At 70.5% G+C, this 15,478-nt stretch carries 17 protein-coding genes; 8 read left to right on the top strand and 9 right to left on the bottom strand.

All coding sequences use genetic code 11. From position 1 onward, the window contains the following. The first annotated feature begins 44 nt into the window (after window positions 1-44). Window positions 45-575: a GNAT family N-acetyltransferase gene (locus MKL01_RS07990; RefSeq protein WP_243904676.1), complete on the top strand. Its 531-nt coding sequence runs from the start codon at window positions 45-47 to the stop codon at window positions 573-575. A 228-nt stretch (window positions 576-803) separates the two neighbouring features. Beyond that, complete coding sequence (locus tag MKL01_RS07985; protein ID WP_243904675.1) at window positions 804-1,415, top strand: DUF2147 domain-containing protein; 612 nt, start codon at window positions 804-806, stop codon at window positions 1,413-1,415. Window positions 1,416-1,428: 13 nt separating this feature from the next. On the opposite strand, the gene MKL01_RS07980 is transcribed toward MKL01_RS07985, so the two are convergent. Then, on the bottom strand, window positions 1,429-2,652 hold the full coding sequence (locus MKL01_RS07980; protein ID WP_243904674.1) for a serine hydrolase domain-containing protein: 1,224 nt from the start codon (window positions 2,650-2,652) through the stop codon (window positions 1,429-1,431). 52 nt (window positions 2,653-2,704) lie between these two features. Next, entirely contained in the window at window positions 2,705-3,202 is a 498-nt protein-coding gene (locus MKL01_RS07975) for a DUF427 domain-containing protein (RefSeq protein ID WP_243904673.1), read from the bottom strand. A gap of 113 nt (window positions 3,203-3,315) precedes the next feature. Between MKL01_RS07975 and otsB the strand changes: the two genes are divergently transcribed. The 3 genes from otsB (at window position 3,316) to MKL01_RS07960 (ending at window position 5,761) form a co-directional block, all read left to right on the top strand. Continuing rightward, a complete protein-coding gene (otsB, locus tag MKL01_RS07970) occupies window positions 3,316-4,059 on the top strand; it encodes a trehalose-phosphatase (protein ID WP_243904672.1) in 744 nt (247 codons plus the stop codon). Between the two features lie 180 nt (window positions 4,060-4,239). After that, window positions 4,240-4,689, top strand: coding sequence for a DUF4260 domain-containing protein (locus MKL01_RS07965; RefSeq protein WP_243904693.1), 450 nt, complete (start codon window positions 4,240-4,242; stop codon window positions 4,687-4,689). A gap of 64 nt (window positions 4,690-4,753) precedes the next feature. Further along, window positions 4,754-5,761: a glucokinase gene (locus tag MKL01_RS07960; protein ID WP_243904671.1), complete on the top strand. Its 1,008-nt coding sequence runs from the start codon at window positions 4,754-4,756 to the stop codon at window positions 5,759-5,761. Between the two features lie 102 nt (window positions 5,762-5,863). Here MKL01_RS07960 and MKL01_RS07955 read toward each other — a convergent pair whose 3' ends face one another. Then, complete coding sequence (locus MKL01_RS07955) at window positions 5,864-7,336, bottom strand: MFS transporter (protein WP_243904670.1); 1,473 nt, start codon at window positions 7,334-7,336, stop codon at window positions 5,864-5,866. Between the two features lie 156 nt (window positions 7,337-7,492). Here MKL01_RS07955 and MKL01_RS07950 point away from each other — a divergent pair, with 156 nt between their 5' ends. From MKL01_RS07950 to MKL01_RS07940, 3 genes are all read left to right on the top strand, one after another. Beyond that, window positions 7,493-7,783 carry a hypothetical protein gene (locus MKL01_RS07950; RefSeq protein WP_243904669.1) on the top strand — a complete coding sequence of 97 codons (291 nt, stop codon included), beginning with the start codon at window positions 7,493-7,495 and terminating at the stop codon, window positions 7,781-7,783. A gap of 95 nt (window positions 7,784-7,878) precedes the next feature. Then, window positions 7,879-8,820, top strand: a complete 942-nt coding sequence (locus MKL01_RS07945) for a 2-hydroxyacid dehydrogenase (protein ID WP_243904668.1) — start codon at window positions 7,879-7,881, stop codon at window positions 8,818-8,820. Between the two features lie 268 nt (window positions 8,821-9,088). Then, a complete protein-coding gene (locus tag MKL01_RS07940) occupies window positions 9,089-9,937 on the top strand; it encodes an oxidoreductase (protein WP_243904667.1) in 849 nt (282 codons plus the stop codon). A 265-nt stretch (window positions 9,938-10,202) separates the two neighbouring features. On the opposite strand, the gene MKL01_RS07935 is transcribed toward MKL01_RS07940, so the two are convergent. From MKL01_RS07935 to urtE, 6 genes are all read right to left on the bottom strand, one after another. Next, the gene (locus MKL01_RS07935) at window positions 10,203-10,772 is read right to left on the bottom strand and encodes a ClpP family protease (RefSeq protein ID WP_243904666.1); all 570 of its coding nucleotides are present in this window, start codon (window positions 10,770-10,772) and stop codon (window positions 10,203-10,205) included. 65 nt (window positions 10,773-10,837) lie between these two features. Continuing rightward, window positions 10,838-11,893, bottom strand: coding sequence for an aliphatic amidase (locus MKL01_RS07930; RefSeq protein ID WP_243904665.1), 1,056 nt, complete (start codon window positions 11,891-11,893; stop codon window positions 10,838-10,840). 212 nt (window positions 11,894-12,105) lie between these two features. Beyond that, window positions 12,106-12,423: an FmdB family zinc ribbon protein gene (locus MKL01_RS07925; RefSeq protein ID WP_243904664.1), complete on the bottom strand. Its 318-nt coding sequence runs from the start codon at window positions 12,421-12,423 to the stop codon at window positions 12,106-12,108. Window positions 12,424-12,425: 2 nt separating this feature from the next. Beyond that, window positions 12,426-13,655, bottom strand: coding sequence for a formamidase (gene fmdA / locus MKL01_RS07920; RefSeq protein WP_243904663.1), 1,230 nt, complete (start codon window positions 13,653-13,655; stop codon window positions 12,426-12,428). 62 nt (window positions 13,656-13,717) lie between these two features. Beyond that, window positions 13,718-14,737: an alpha/beta fold hydrolase gene (locus MKL01_RS07915; protein WP_243904662.1), complete on the bottom strand. Its 1,020-nt coding sequence runs from the start codon at window positions 14,735-14,737 to the stop codon at window positions 13,718-13,720. A gap of 10 nt (window positions 14,738-14,747) precedes the next feature. Next, window positions 14,748-15,455 (bottom strand): urea ABC transporter ATP-binding subunit UrtE, encoded by a 708-nt coding sequence (urtE, locus tag MKL01_RS07910; RefSeq protein WP_243904692.1) that lies wholly within the window; start codon window positions 15,453-15,455, stop codon window positions 14,748-14,750. Between the last annotated feature and the right edge of the window lie 23 nt (window positions 15,456-15,478).

Genomic DNA, 15,478 nt, shown 5'->3' with positions numbered 1-15,478 from the left:
TCCGCACGTTGCGGAACGTCAGGATCTTCGGATACCCTTCCCCGGTGACCGATACCATACGCGAAGCCACCGAGGCCGATCTCCCGGCCATCACGGCGATCTACGGCGAGGCCGTCGGCACCAGCACGGCGAGCTTCGAGACCGAGCCGCCGACGCTCGACGAGATGATCCGGCGCTTCTCGGTCCTGCGCAATGGCGGCTTCCCCTATCTCGTCCAGATCCGGGACGGGACGGTTGCGGGCTACGCCTATGCCGGCCCCTACCATCAGCGCGCGGCCTACCGTTCGACGGTCGAGGATTCGATCTACGTCGCCCGGGCATTCCGCGGCTGCGGGGTCGGCCGCGCCCTGCTGGCGGCCCTGATCGCGGAGAGCGAGCGGATCGACTGCCGGACGATGGTCGCCGTCATCGCCGAAAGCGGATCGGCCGCCTCCGTCCGGCTTCACGCGAGGCTCGGCTTCACGCCGGTCGGTATTCTGGCGGCGGTCGGGTACAAGCACGGGCGCTGGCTCGACGTGACGCTGATGCAGCGCGCCCTCGGACCGGCCCGCAGCGCTCCGCCGACCCGGGTCTGACATCCCGCGCAGCCTGCGCTGGAAACCCGCGCGCCTCTTCAGCCTCAGGCTGCGTTGTCATGATGCGGACAACTTCGCGCGGGACAGGGCGGGCATGAAGCGCGCGCCGCCCGGCGGTCCGTCCGGCGCAACGCGATGACGCGGGATGGGGCACCCGCCACACGCGCAATTGACGCGTGGGCGGGCGGTCTGGTCTCCATCGCGGCGCGCGAGGCAAGGAGTTCGGGAATGACGTTCACTTCGATCGGCCGCCGGGTCGCGCCGCTGGCGATCTTGGCGCTCGCGGCGCTGGCGGCTCCGGCTCATGCCGCGACACCCACGGATCCCAGCGGCACCTACCTCACCGAGGACGGCCGCGCCCGTGTCCGCCTCGAGAAGTGCGGGAGCGCCGCGGATCGGCTCTGCGGCTACGTGGTCTGGCTGAAGGTCCCGCTCAACGAGAAGGGCGAGCCGCGCATCGACTTCAAGAATCCCGATCCCAAGAAGCAGGCCCGCCCGTCGCTCGGCCACCAGCTGGTCATGGGCCTGAAGCCGAATGCCGACGCCCATTACGAGGGCAAGATCTACAATTCCGAGGACGGCAAGTCGTACGACGTCACCATCTGGACCGAGAAGCCCGGCGAACTGACGGTCCGCGGCTGCCTGATCGCCTTCCTGTGCAAGTCGCAGACCTGGAACAAGGTGAGCGATCTGGCGCCCGGTCAGCTCGCCGGCCCGACCAACGGCCCGAACGGCCCGCACAGCGATCCGGAATTCGCCGGCGCGGCGAAGCCCACCGCCAAGGCCGGCGCGAAACCGGCAAAGGCCGGTCCCGCCGCAGACGCCCCGCCGCAGGAATGAGCGCGGCCGCGCCTTAGGCCTCCAGCGCCGCGTAGGTGAGGACGCGCAGCTCCCGCCGGATCGGCAGCGCCGAGGACGGAACGAGCTGCGTCATGAGCACCACCGAGAGGTCCTCGGCCGGGTCGATCCAGAACGCCGTCGAGGCGAGGCCGCCCCAGGCGACCTCGCCCGGTGTGCCGAGGATCTGGGCCCGGGCCGGGTCGAGCATCACCGAGAAGCCGAGGCCGAAGCCGATCCCCGTGTAGGAGGTCTCGGCGAACCGGGGCGTGCCCATGGCGGCGAGGTCGCCGGGCAGGTGGTTGGCGAGCATCAGCGCGACGGTCTTCCGGCCCAGCAGCCGCGTGCCGTCCAGCGCGCCGCCCCCGAGGATCATCCGGCAGAAGCGCTGGTAATCGGCTGCCGTCGAGACCAGCCCGCCCCCGCCCGACGCGATGGCCGGAGGCTGCGCGAACGCGGTCTCGACCGAATCGTCGAACAGGCTGAGACGCCGCTCGCGGTCGTACGCGTAGGTCGCGCAGAAGCGCGGCATCAAAGCGGGGCTGACTTGGAAATCCGTATCGACCATGCCGAGCGGGTCGATCACGTTCTCGCGAAGGTAATCCGCGAAGGGCCGGCCGCTGAGCACCGCCACGTAGTGGCCGAGCACGTCGGTGGCGACGCTGTAGTTCCACGCGCTGCCCGGCTGCGCGAGCAGCGGCATCCGGGCGACGCGCTCCGTCATCTCGGCGAGCGTGCCCTCCCGCGCCAGGAAGTCGATGCCCTGCGCGCGATACTGCGCGTCGACGAGGGTCGCCTCCATGAAGCCGTAGGTCAGGCCCGCCGTATGGGTGAGCAGGTCGCGGACCGTGATCGGCCGGCGCGCCGGCTCGGTCTCGAGCTTGGCCCGGTTGCCGCCGACCGCGACGCGCATGTCGGTGAACTCGGGCAGGATCCGCGACACCGGATCGTCGAGCTGGAACAGGCCCTGCTCGTAGAGCTGCATCACCGCCACCGAGGTCAGCGGCTTGGTCATCGAGTAGATCCGCGTGACCGTGTCGAGGGTGAACGGCGTCCCGCGGGAGAGGTCGGCCTGACCGCAGGCACGCGCGAAGGCGATGCGGCCCCTTCGCGCCACCGTGACCGACAGTCCGGCGAGCCGCCCCTGCGCGACCAGCCGGTCCATCCACGGTCCGATCCGGGCGAGCCGATCCGGGCTGAATCCGGCGCCGCTCGGATCGGTCTCGCTCAACGCGCTCATGCCCTCTCCCTCGCTTCAACTTCGCCGCGCCGCCGCGGCACGTCCGCGGCCGTCACCAGCCCATCGAGCCCGGGCCGCCCTTGAACGGCCCGACGATGCCCGGCGTGATCCAGCCACCGTAGAAGGTCCCGGGCTGCGGCGTCACCCGCATCGCGCCGACGAAGCAGCCGTCCATCGGCGCGGCGTAGAACGCCACGTAGCCGGCGATCCGGCGGAACTCCGGCGTCGGGTCGGGATAGGACCACGCTCCGCCGGGCACGAGCCGCCCCCCGCCGTGCACGTCGAACAGCCGCGCCTGGCCTTTCCACTCGCAGATGCCGCCGCGCCGCGGATTCGCCAGCGCGCCGGCGACGATGTCGTCTGGCGGCAGGTAGTAGGTGGGCGGGTGCGAGGTTTCGAGCACCCGGAAGCCGGCCTCCGTCTCGGCGATCACGGAGCCGCCGAGCACCACCCGCAGCCGCTCGGTCACCGGCTCCAGCCGGGGCGGCCTCGGATAGGCCCAGACGCTCTCCTCGCCGGGCTTCACCGGATCCGGAACCGGCCATGTCATGGAAAACCTCGTGTCAATCGCGCCCGCGGGGAGATAGGGCGCCGCGCCGCCGTTTGTCGGCGGGCCGGCCCGTGCTAGCCCCTCGCCGACGCTCGCGACCGGGATCACCCGTGATGGATATCGCCCTCTTCCTCGACTTCGACGGCACCCTGGCCGAGATCGCGCCCCGACCGGACGCCGTTCAGGTGGAGCCCGGCCTCGTGGACACCCTCGAGGCGCTGCGCGGTCGCCTCGGCGGCGCGCTGGCGGTCGTGACCGGGCGTCCGGTCTCGGTGATCGACCGCTTCCTGGCGCCGTCCCGGCTCGATGCGGCGGGCCTGCACGGCGTCGAGCGCCGCGTCGGCGGAGCGACCACGGGCGCTGCGGCCGCGGATCATCCGGAGCTGCGCCGTCAGGTCGCCCGGCTCCAGGCGGAGAGTGCCCCCCTGTCCAACGTGCTGATCGAGGACAAGGGCGCCTCCGTGGCGGTGCACTGGCGGCTCGCGAACCCCGAGGATGCCGGCCGGGCCGAGGCGCTGGTCAGGGCATCGGCGGACGCTCTCGGCGGCGCCTACCGGCTGCAGCTCGGCAAGGCGGTGGGCGAGATCGTTCCCGCGCAGGCCACCAAGGCCCACGCGATCCGGGCGTTCATGGAGTCGCCGCCCTATGTCGGGCGGACGCCCGTCTTCTTCGGGGACGACCGCACGGACGAGATCGCCTTCGCGTCGGTCCGCCAGGATGGCGGCATCGCCGTCCGGGTCGGCGACGGCGACACCGTGGCGACCCGCCGCCTGCCCGACCCGGCCGCGGTCCGGGCGCTGCTGCGGGACTGGGCCGCGGGGGGCGCCATCGATCCCGGGGCGCTGCCGCAGGCCTGAGCGCGCCCTGTCCGGCTGCCCGGGCCCGGGGTCTTGGAACGGCAGCGCCTCCGGGTATCGATGACGCGTGCGGTCGGTGCGGGCTCGCCACCGATCCGCGCGAAAGATCGGGCCGTCGGCCAAGGCGTCGGCTTGCTTTCGCCGATCCGCGTTCCGGGGCTCGGGCCAACGGGGGTTGCGATGCCGGATGGCGCTGTCATTGGCGGGCCGCGGGTTCTGCTCCGCCTGGAGGGCGTCTGCCTCCTCCTCGCCGCCGCATGGGCCTATGCCTGGCTCGGGCAGTCGTGGTGGATCTTCGCCGCCCTCCTGCTCGTCCCCGACCTCAGCATGCTCGCATACGCCGCGACACCCGCGATCGGTGCCGCGCTCTACAATCTGACCCACACGCTGTCGCCGCCGCTGATCGGCCTGTGTCTGACGTTGGCCTACGGCCGGACCGACCTCGCCGGGTTGGCCCTGATCTGGCTCAGCCATATCGGCCTGGACCGCGCACTCGGCTACGGACTTAAATACAGGCGCGGTTTCGGCCATACGCATCTCGGCGCCATCGGCCGGAGGCAGGCAGTCGATGAGCCGCCGGGAACGCCCTCAGGCACGCATCCTGCCCGGGACGGTTCCCGGAGCCCTTGATCCCACGGGCCCACCACCGGACCGGTATCCGGTCCGGGGGGCGCTCCAGCAGAGGCACGTTGCGATGTTCGAGTTCCCGGTCCTGGTCGGCGACATCGGCGGCACGAACGCGCGGTTCGGCCTCATCGAGAAGTCCGGCGACCAGCCGCGGCTCCTCTCCCACGAGGCCACCGCCGACCATCCCGATCCGTCGCGCGCCATCGCGGCGTCGCTGGCCAAGAGCGGGGAGCGGATGCCCCCGCCGCGTTCGGCCATCCTGGCGATTGCCGGCCGGGTCGACGGACCGGAGATCCAGCTGACCAACGCGCATTGGAAGATCGCCGGCCAGCGCATCGCCGAGGATTTCGGCCTGTCCTCGGCGGTGGTGGTGAACGACTACGTGCCGGTAGCGGCGGGCGCCGCCGACATCGCGCCGCACGACCTCACGCCGGTCGGACCCTGCCCGCCTGTGCCCGGGGGCGCCCGCGTGGTGCTGGGTCCGGGCACCGGGTTCGGCGCGGCGGCCCTTGTGCCCTACGCGGCCCATCTGGCGATCGTGTCCACGGAGGCCGGACACACCGATCTCGGACCCGCCGACGCCTTCGAGGAAAAGGTCTGGCATGCCCTGGAGCGGGTCGAGGACCGGATCACCGTGGAGGCGGTGCTGTCCGGCCCCGGGCTCTCGCGGCTGCACGCGGCGGTGGCGCATGTCCGCACCGGACAGCCGCACGCGCGGATCGACCCCGCGGCGGTGACCGAGGCCGGGCTCAAAGCCTCCGATCCCCACGCCGCCGAGACGCTGGAGCTGTTCGGCCGGTTGCTCGGCCGCGTCTGCGGCGACCTGGCGCTCACCTTCCTGGCGACCAGCGGCGTCTATATCGGCGGCGGCATCGCGCCCCGGATCCTGAAGGTGCTGGAGGCGTGCGGCTTCCGCGACGCCTTCGAGCGGAAGGCGCCCTTCGCCGCGATGATGCGCCAGATCCCGACCAGCGTCATCACCGTCCACGACCCGGCCTTCCGGGGCCTCGCGGCGCTGGCCAACGAGGGGGCGAAGTTCGTCTACCACGGACAGGTGTGGCGGAGGGGGGGCTGACGACCGCCCCTCCGCCGGCGTTCCCCGCGGCGGTCGATCCCGAAGCGCCCGGCGCGCCCCGGGATCGACGACGTCGCCGGAGCGACGCCGTGGGGAGGGGGCTCACGCGGCCGCCAGCGGCTTCGAGACCTCCTCCAGCGACTTGCCCTCCGCGGCCGTGCCCCAGATCCCGCCGACCACCGCGGCGACCAGCATCAGCACCGCGCCGATGCCGTAGCCGAACAGCACCCAGTCGCGGGAGCCGGTCTCGACCAGGCTGCCGAACAGGAGCGGGCCCGACACGCCGCCGATGCCCGTGCCCACCGCGTAGAAGGCGGCGATCGCCAGCGCCCGGATCTCCAGGGGGAAGGTCTCGGATACGGTGAGGTAGGCCGAGCTCGCCGCCGCCGAGGCGAAGAAGAACACCACCATCCACGCCCCCGTCTGGCCGACCGGCCCGAGCAGGTCGAGGCGGAACAGCAGGCCGACGGCGGCGAGCAGCAGCGCCGAGATCCCGTACGTGAAGGCGATCATCGGGCGGCGGCCGATCGTGTCGAACAGCCGTCCGAGCAGCAGCGGCCCCAGGAACGAGCCGAGCGCGAAGGGCAGCAGATACCAGCCGACGCTGTTGCCCGGTACGTCGTAGAACCGCTCCAGGACCAGCGCGTAGGTGAAGAACAGGGCGTTGTAGAAGAACGCCTGCGCGACCATCAGGGCGAGGCCCACCATCGTCGCGAGCCGGTTCGTCACGAACAGGGCCCGGAACACCTCCGAGAGCGGTGTGTGGTCGCGGGTGCGCACCTTCATGCGCTTGGTCTCGTCCACGCGCGGGAGCCTCACGCCCTCGTCGGTGAAGCGCTTCTCGATGCCGGTGACGACCCGGTCGGCCTCCGCCGCGTAGCCGTGCGTCGCGAGCCAGCGCGGGCTCTCGGGGATCCAGGTGCGCAGCAGCAGGATCACGAGGCCGATGGCCCCGCCCGTGAAGAAGGCGACGCGCCAGCCCCAGGCCGGATCGATCACCTCGGGCTTCAGCAGCACGATCGACATGAACGAGCCGAGCGCGGCGCCGATCCAGAACGAGCCGTTGATCACCAGGTTGGTCCAGCCGCGGACCCGGGCCGGGACGAGTTCCTGGATGGTCGAGTTGATCGCCGTGTACTCGCCGCCGATCCCCGCGCCGGTGAAGAAGCGGAAGAGGCAAAAGCTCCAGACGTTCCACGACAGGCCGGTGGCCGCCGTGGCGACGAGGTAGAGCGCCAGGGTAATGAAGAACAGCTTCTTGCGCCCGATCCGGTCGGTCAGCCAGCCGAAGCCCAGCGCGCCGGTCACCGCGCCGACCAGGTAGCAAGAAGCGGCGAGCCCGACGTCGAACTCCGAGAACGACATCGGCGGCTTGCGCAGGGCGCCCACCAGGGAGCCGGCGAGCGTCACCTCGAGCCCGTCCAGAACCCAGGTGATGCCGAGCGCCACGATCACCAGGACGTGGAAGCGGCCCCAGGGCAGGCGATCGAGGCGTGCCGAGATGTCGGTGTCGATGACGCGGCCGATCTCCGCACGCTCCGGTGTCCCGGCCACTCCCTCGACCTTGCTCGCCATGTCCGCTGGTCCCCCTGTCTTGCCGTTTACCTTGCCCGGACAGCCAGCATTTACCGCGACTCCAGGCAGGTGTTGGCAACGACTTGGGAATCGGTTCGGTTCGATCCCGTCTTCACATGCGGAGCGCAGAACTGGGGCGTCCACGCGGTATCCCCCATGCCCTCTCGTCCTGCCCGTTCCCGCCTGCGTCCGCCGGCCCACCTCGCCCTGCTCACCGTGATGACGCTGGCGGGGCTCGCCACCGTCCCCACGCAGGGGGCCGACGGCCATCTCGAACGCCCGAAGCCCCGCGTCCAGGTGCCTGCGGCCGATCGCTGGCGCCTGAGGCCCACCGAGCCGGTGATGCCGAGCACGACCGGCAGCATCGGCGGCCGCGGCGAGACCGCGATCCCCGCGGACCGGCGCAACGTCCGCCTGGTCTACCCGGCGTTGATCGAGCGGCGCTGACCGCGGCGCCGGGCTTGGCGATCCGGACCGGCTCAGGCACAGCGCCTGCGTCGTCCGTGGCGGACGACGGGTTCGAGCCGATACGGAGCGTGCGGATGATGGAGGCCATCGCCCTGGTCGGGTGCAAGAGCCCGGCGGAGGAGGCCCAGTACCTGCGGATCCTGACCGCGGCGATGCCGGCGGAACGCGTGGTCCCGTTCCGCACCATGGGCGCGGCCGAGCGCGAGGCGGCGCGGGTCGCCATCGTGGCCAATCCGGATCCCGCGGATATCGCGGCCCTGCCGGGCCTCGTCTGGGTCCAGAGCCTGTGGGCCGGCGTCGAGCGGCTCGTCGGCGCCTTCGACCGGCCGATCCCGATCATCCGCCTCGTCGACCGGGAGATGGCCCGCACCATGGCCGAGGCGGTGCTCGCCTGGACCTACTACCTCCAGCGCGACATGCCGGCCTACGCGCGCCAGCAGCGCGACCGGGTCTGGCGCCCGCATCCCTATCGCAAGCCTGCGGACACGACCGTCGGCCTGCTCGGCCTGGGGGCGCTCGGGACCGCGGCGGCCGAGCGGCTCGTCACCGCCGGCTTCCGCGTCGCCGGCTGGAGCCGTACGCCGAAGGCTTTGCCCGGCCTCGACATGGCCCACGGAACGGACGGCCTCCCGGCGATGCTCGGCCGGTGCGACATCCTGGTCTGCCTGATCCCGCTGACGCCGGAGACCCGCGGTCTCGTCAATGCCGAGCGCCTGTCGGCGCTGAAGCCCGGGGCGGCGCTGATCAACTTCGCCCGCGGGCCGATCGTGGTCACCGACGACCTGATCGCGGCCCTCGATCGCGGCCACCTCGCCCACGCGGTCCTCGACGTCTTCGACGCGGAGCCGCTGGCCGCCGATTCGCCGCTCTGGTCCCATCCGGGCGTGACGGTGCTGCCCCACATCTCCGGCCCCACCGACCTGGACTCCGCGGCCGCCACCGTGGCGGCCAATCTGGAGGCGTATCGCAGGACGGGCGCGCCGCCCCGCGGCGTCGATGCGGCCCGCGGCTACTGACGCGAAACCCGCCCTCCGGCCGGGTGGTCGGGATGCCCCTCGGCCGCACGCCGTCCGAGAATCTGATTCGAGCACCGGCGTCGCCGCGGCCTTGGATACGGCGCGCCGCGTCCGCGTTGCCGGGAGTGGGCACGCCTTCTGGGCGGAGGCCGGTTCGGGCGTCTCCCGCGAGGATCGGGTGGCGGCGATCGCCGACCTGCCCTCGGTCGATCGCCCGACTCGACCGGCCGAGACGCCCTGACCACACCGCGAGGACGACGGACGCTCCATGACGCAGAACACCAAACCGGTCTGGTTCATCACCGGCTGCTCCACCGGCTTCGGGCGGGAACTCGCCAAGCTCGTGATCGCGCGGGGCTGGCGTGCGGTCGTCACCGCCCGAGACCGGGCCACGGTCGCCGATCTCGCGGAGGCGGCAGGGGACCGGGTCCTGGCGCTGGCCCTCGACGTGACCGACGCGAGCCAGGTCGAGGCCTCGGTACGCGCCGCATCCGAGACATTCGGCCGGATCGACGTGCTCGTGAACAATGCGGGCTACGGCTATCAGGCGTCGATCGAGGAGGGCGAGGACGACAAGATCCGCGCTCAGTTCGACGCCAACGTGTTCGGGCTGTTCGCGCTGACCCGGGCGGTGCTGCCGGTCATGCGGGCGCAGCGCTCCGGCCACATCCTCAACGTCACCTCCGTGGCGGGCTTCGTGGGCTTCCCGGCCTCGGGCTACTACGCCGCCACCAAGCACGCCGTAGAGGGCTTTTCCGACTCCCTCGCCGCGGAGGCCGGCCCGCTGGGCATCCGCGTGACCTGCATCGAGCCCGGGCCGTTCCGCACCGACTGGGCCGGCCGCTCCCTGGTCCAGACGCCCAGCGCCATCGCGGACTACGCCGAGACCGCGGGCGCGCGCCTCAAGGCCACGGCGGAGAAGAGCGGCACGCAGGCCGGCGATCCGGTTCGGGCCGGCGAGGCGATGATCCGGGTGACCGAGATCGCCAACCCGCCGCGCCACCTCGTGCTCGGCGCCTGGGGCTATGACGCGGTCACGGGCCGGTTGAAGCAGAGGCTCGCCGAGATCGAGGCATGGCGGGAGACCAGCCTGGGCGCCGATTATCCGGAGGGGTGAACACCCGTCGCCGCCGACGCTCCCACCCGCACCCTCGGCCTGAAGTGCCGGAGCGGAGTGAAGGCCTCACAGGAGCTTTCTCAGTCGGAGGCGCGATCCCTCGAGGCCTCGTGCGAAGGCCGCCGGCGGGGGCAAATCACGATCCGGGATAGGGTCGAGCAGCCGCGGACGCGGAGGGGCCGACCGGTCCCAGACCCGTCCCGGCGAGCGAAGCGATCCGGGTCGCCTCGCGTCGGCCCCTGTCGCGCTCTGCCCGCGATCACGGTCAGATCACCGCTTCGATCAGCCCCCGCTTTCGGGCTTCCTCGGCTTCCAGGTACCAATTCGACGGCGCCTTCTCCAAAACCTCCTCCAGGCTCACGTCCGAGCCCTGGATAAGGTTCGAAAAGCCCTCGTTCTGGATCACGATCGAACATTCGATCTCGTGGAGCGTCGCCTTCACGGCGGCAACGCAAGTGGTGAGCGGCCCCTGGACGTGGAGCTGCTTGTTCATCTTGCGCTCGTGGATCATGAGCCGAGCGCCGCGGGTCAGGTAGCGGTTCGGCCGGGCGAAGAAGCTCATGAAGGTCGTGCCGGCGGAGTAGATCGCGGCCTTGCCGAGGAAGACGAACCGCCGGTCGGGGTTCATCTCGGAGTGGTAGCGGATGTCCTCACCCATCATCCGGGCGACCTCGGGGTCGCCGCCGAGTGTCGAGAGCTCGATCACCACGATCTCGCGGTCGTCCGCCGCGCCGAACTGGCGGCGGAAGTCCTTGTACATGTCGTAGTCGACCGGGCCCGACAGCAGCACGGCGGGGCTGCGGAACGCGGTCGGGCCGAGGGGCGTGGTGTCCATGGGGATCCTGGGCGTTGCGCCGGCCCGGTCCGCCTCCCGGGACCGGGCCGGTCGTTGCGATGCTGTCAGCGGACCGGGTCGGGGGCACCCTGGCCCTTGCCGACGAACGGGATGCCCTCGATCGGGCATTCCTCGGTGCCGACGCCTTGCCGGGTAATGGCCCGGACGGCGTCGCGGGTTCCGTCGGGATCCTCGATCCAGCGCCGGTAGAACTCGTAGGGGCATTCCGACATCCCGTGCCGGTTCTCCTTCGAGTTGATCATGCCGGTGTAGCCCCGGTGCAGCAGCTTGAAGAGGTGGTTCTCCGACTGGCCGTGGGCGCGGAAGTCCCGGATCAGGAACTTCGACAGGGCCGCGTACTGGATGCCCATCTCCTCCTCGCCGCACTCGCCGAGCGTCCTTCCGTCGAAGCCGATGATCGCCGAGTGTCCGAAATACGTGTAGACGCCATCGAAGCCCGCCGCGTTCGACACCGCCACGTAGACGTTGTTGGCGAAGGCCATCGCCTTCGAGATGACGACCTGCTGCTCCTTCGCCGGGTACATGTAGCCCTGGCAACGGATGATCAGCTCGGCGCCGCGCATGGCGCAGTCGCGCCAGATCTCCGGGTAGTTGCCGTCGTCGCAGATGATCAGGCTGATCTTGAGGCCCTTCGGACCGTCCGACACGTAGGTGCGGTCGCCCGGATACCAGCCCTCGATCGGGGTCCATGGCATGATCTTGCGGTACTTCTGCACGATCTCGCCCTGGTCGTTCATCAGGATGAGGGTGTTGTAGGGCGCCTTGTTGGGGTGCTCCTCGTGGCGCTCGCCGGTGAGCGAGAACACGCCCCAGACCTTGGCCTCCCGACAGGCGGCGGCGAACACCTCGGTCTCGGCGCCGGGCACCGTCGAGGCGGTCTCGTACATCTCGGCGGCGTCGTACATGATGCCGTGGGTCGAGTATTCGGGGAAGATCACGAGGTCGAGACCGGGCAGGCCGGTCTTCATCCCGACGATCATCTTGCCGATCGCCTTGGCGTTCTCCAGCACCTCCGCGCTGGTGTGCAGGCGCGGCATCTTGTAGTTGACGACGGCGACGCCGACGCTGTCCTGGCTGGACGAGATGTCTCCGTGCATCATGGCGTGATGTCCTCCTGGTGTTCGGGCTCGCAGGGTGCCGTTTCCCTCCCCCCGCTGCGGGGGAGGGTGGCCCCCGAAGGGGGTCGGGAGAGGGAGCGCCGCGTCCGGACAGGGCGCGACCGGCGTGACATCCTGACCTGTCGCGCGGCCCCTCTCCCGCCCCGCATCCGCGGGGCACCCTCCCCCGCAGAGGGGGGAGGGTGGTTGGTGGTCTAGTGGCTGATCATCCAGGGCCGCGCGCTCGGAAAGCTCTTGGCCGCGGCGGGCGCCGCGGTCGCCTTCTTCGGTGAGCAGCAGCCGCAGCCCGCCCCGTGGCTCCCCGAGCGCCGCGGCGCGTGGCGGCTGCGCTCGTTGGTGGCGTGGGCGGCCTTCAGCCCGGCCTCCATCCCGGAAATGCGCGGCGCCGTGAGGAAGGCCCGCTTGCAGGCCTCCCCGCAATCCGGGCAGGCGTGCGGATCCTTGAACTCCGCCATCGGCCGCATGGCGGTGAACGGCCCGCAGGCCGCGCAGGCGTACTCATAGACGGGCATGATCACAGATCCGGCGAGAGCGGCATCTGGATCGAGCCGTCCAGGAACCTCGTCGGTCCGTCCGCGCCGGGGTTGATGTCGAACTCGAAGATCTTGGTCGGTATCCACAGCGTCGCGCAGGCATTCGGGATGTCGACCACGCCCGAGATATGCCCCTGGACCGGCGCCGTGCCGAGGATCGAGTAGGCCTGGGCCCCCGAGTAGCCGAACTTTTTGAGGTACTCGATCGCGTTGAGGCAGGCCTGCCGGTAGGCGATGTGCACGTCGAGGTAATGCTGGCCGCCGTGCTCGTCGACGGAAATGCCTTCGAAGATCAGGTGGTCGTCGAATTTCGGCGTGATCGGCGACGGCTTGAAGATCGGGTTCTTGATCCCGTACTTGGCCATGCCGTCCTTGATCAGCTCGACCTTGAGATGAACCCAGCCGGCCATCTCGATGGCGCCGCAGAAGGTGATCTCGCCGTCGCCCTGGCTGAAGTGCAGGTCGCCCATGGAAAGGCCGGCGCCTGGCACGTAGACCGGGAAGTAGATCTTCGAGCCGCGCGACAGATCCTTGATGTCGCAATTGCCGCCGTGCTCCCGAGGCGGGACCGTGCGGGCACCGGTGGCGGCGGCCGTGTCCTTCGCGTCCCCCGTCAGGCGGCCCATATGGGCGGTCGGCCCGAAGGGGAGGGTGGCCAGCGCCGGGACGCGCTCCGGGTTGGTGTCGTAGAGCGCCTTCTCGCGGGTGTTCCAGGTCTCCAGCATCTTCGGATCGGGCAGGCAGCCGATCAGGCCGGGATGGATCAGGCCGGGGAAGCGCACGCCGGGCACGTGGCGGGACTTGGTGAACATGCCCTCGAAGTCCCAGATCGACTTCTGGGCCTGCGGAAAGTGCTCGTCGAGAAAGCCGCCGCCGTTCTTCTTCGAGAAGAAGCCGTTGAAGCCCCACTGGCTCTCGGGCTTGGCGCCAATGTCGAGGAGGTCGACCACCAGCAGGTCGCCGGGCTCGGCGCCCTCGACGCCGATCGGGCCGGAGAGGAAGTGCACGATCGACAGGTCGATGTCGCGGACGTCGTCGGCGGAATCGTTGTTCTTGATGAAGCCGCCGGTCCAGTCGTAGGTCTCGACGATGAAGTCGGCCCCCGGCTTGACGTAGGCCACCATCGGGATGTCGGGGTGCCAGCGGTTGTGCACCATGTCGTTGTCGTAGGCCGATTGCGTCAGATCGACCTTGATCAGCGTCTCGGGCATGTTCTGTCTCCAGCTCCCTAGGATTTTGGGGCAGGCCCCGTCCGCGCGCCGTTGCGCGTCTCTCACCCGCTCGCGAGCAGCTCCTTGAGCGCGTCGTCGAGGACCTTGATGTCGTCCGGGCTGGTGCCGGGCCCGCCCGCGAAGTGGCCCCACCACGTGTCGATCACGCGCAGCTCCGCGTTCGGCATGGCGGCCGCCTCGATGGCGTTGTCCTCGGGCGGGAAATACAGGTCCGTGGAGGCGGGCATCAGGATCGCCCTGGCGCGGATCGCGCCGAGGGCGGCCTTGAAGTCGCCCTTGAAGGTGTCGTTGGCGCTGATGTCGCCGTGCTGCCACGTCCACAGCATGGCGAGCAGGTTGTTGGCGTCGCGCTCGTAGAACAGGCCTTCCCAGAACCCGATCAGGAAGTCCTCCAGAGAGGCGTAGCCCATGTGGGTGATGTCGGCCTCGAGCCGGTAGAAGGTCTGCGACAGGCCCCAGCCGGCGTAGACCCGGCCGAAGGCGCGCAGGCCCCGGGTCGGCGGGCTCGTGTACCAGCCCTCCGCCCAGGCGGCGTCGGCCTGAAGCGCCGCCTTGGCCCCCTCCAGGAAGACGTAGTTGTGGCGGGAGCACTTGGCCGACCCCTGAAACGGCAGGATCCTCGGCACCATGTCGGGGTACATCGACGCCCAGTGGTAGGTCTGGAGCGCGCCCATCGACCAGCCGGTGACGAGCACGAGTTTCTCGATGCCGAAATGCTCGGTGACCAGGCGGTGCTGGGCGCGGACGTTGTCGTAGGCGGTGACGTTGGGGAAGCGCGGCCCGTTCCAGGGCGCGGGCGTGTTGCTCGGCGAGGACGAGAGCCCGTTGCCGAACATGTTCGGGATGATGATGAAGTACTTGTCCGGGTCGAGCGCCTTGCCGGGGCCGATCAGCCACTCGTTCTCGGTGTGCTGGCCCGAATACCAAGTCGGGTAGACGATGGCGTTGTCCCGGGCGGCGCTCAGGGTCCCGAAGGTCTTGTAGGCGAGCTTGGCCGCGCGCAGCGTCTTGCCGCACTGGAGCACGAAGTCGCCGAGGTCGAAGATCGCGTGATCGGCCATGCAGGTGTCCCTAGACCGACAGGAACCGGGCGACGGCCGCCTCGTCGATGCCCGCGCGCGGGGCCTCGTGGACGATGGCGCCGTTCTCCAGCACGATCACCCGGTCGGCGACGTCCAGCGCGAAGCTCAGGACCTGCTCGGAGACAACGATCGAGAGGCCGCGCGCGTCGCGGATCTTCTTCAGCGTCCGGCCCATCTCGCGGATGATCGAGGGCTGGATGCCCTCCGTGGGCTCGTCGAGGAGCAGCACCTTCGGTTGGCTCGCCAGCGCCCGGGCGATGGCGAGCTGCTGCTGCTGCCCGCCCGACAGGTTGCCGCCCCGCCGTCCCTTCATCTCCAGCAGGACCGGGAACATGTCGTAGAGGTCCTGCGGCACCTTGCGGGTGCCGGTCACCGTCAGGCCGGTCTCGATGTTCTCCTGGACCGTCATGGTGGAAAAAATCATCCGGCCCTGCGGCACGTAGGCGAGGCCCCTGGCGACCCGGGCATGGCTCTTGAGCGCGGCGACGTCCGCGCCTTCGACCCGGATCGACCCGGCCTTGACGGGCACGAGGCCCATCAGGGTCTTCATCAGCGTGGTCTTGCCCATGCCGTTGCGGCCCATCACGGCGACGATCTCGCCGGGCGCCACCGAGAAGGTCAGCCCGTGCAGGACCTCGCTCTGGCCGTAGGCGGCGTGGAGATCGTCGACGGCGAGCGCCGGCGTTGCGGCCGCCATGGCGGCGATCGGAGGCGCCTGGA

The sequence above is a fragment of the Methylobacterium sp. J-070 genome (assembly GCF_022829385.1).
Lineage (GTDB): Bacteria > Pseudomonadota > Alphaproteobacteria > Rhizobiales > Beijerinckiaceae > Methylobacterium.
The sequence above is the reverse complement of the archived record's forward strand: the minus strand, read 5'-3'. Positions and strand labels throughout refer to the sequence as shown.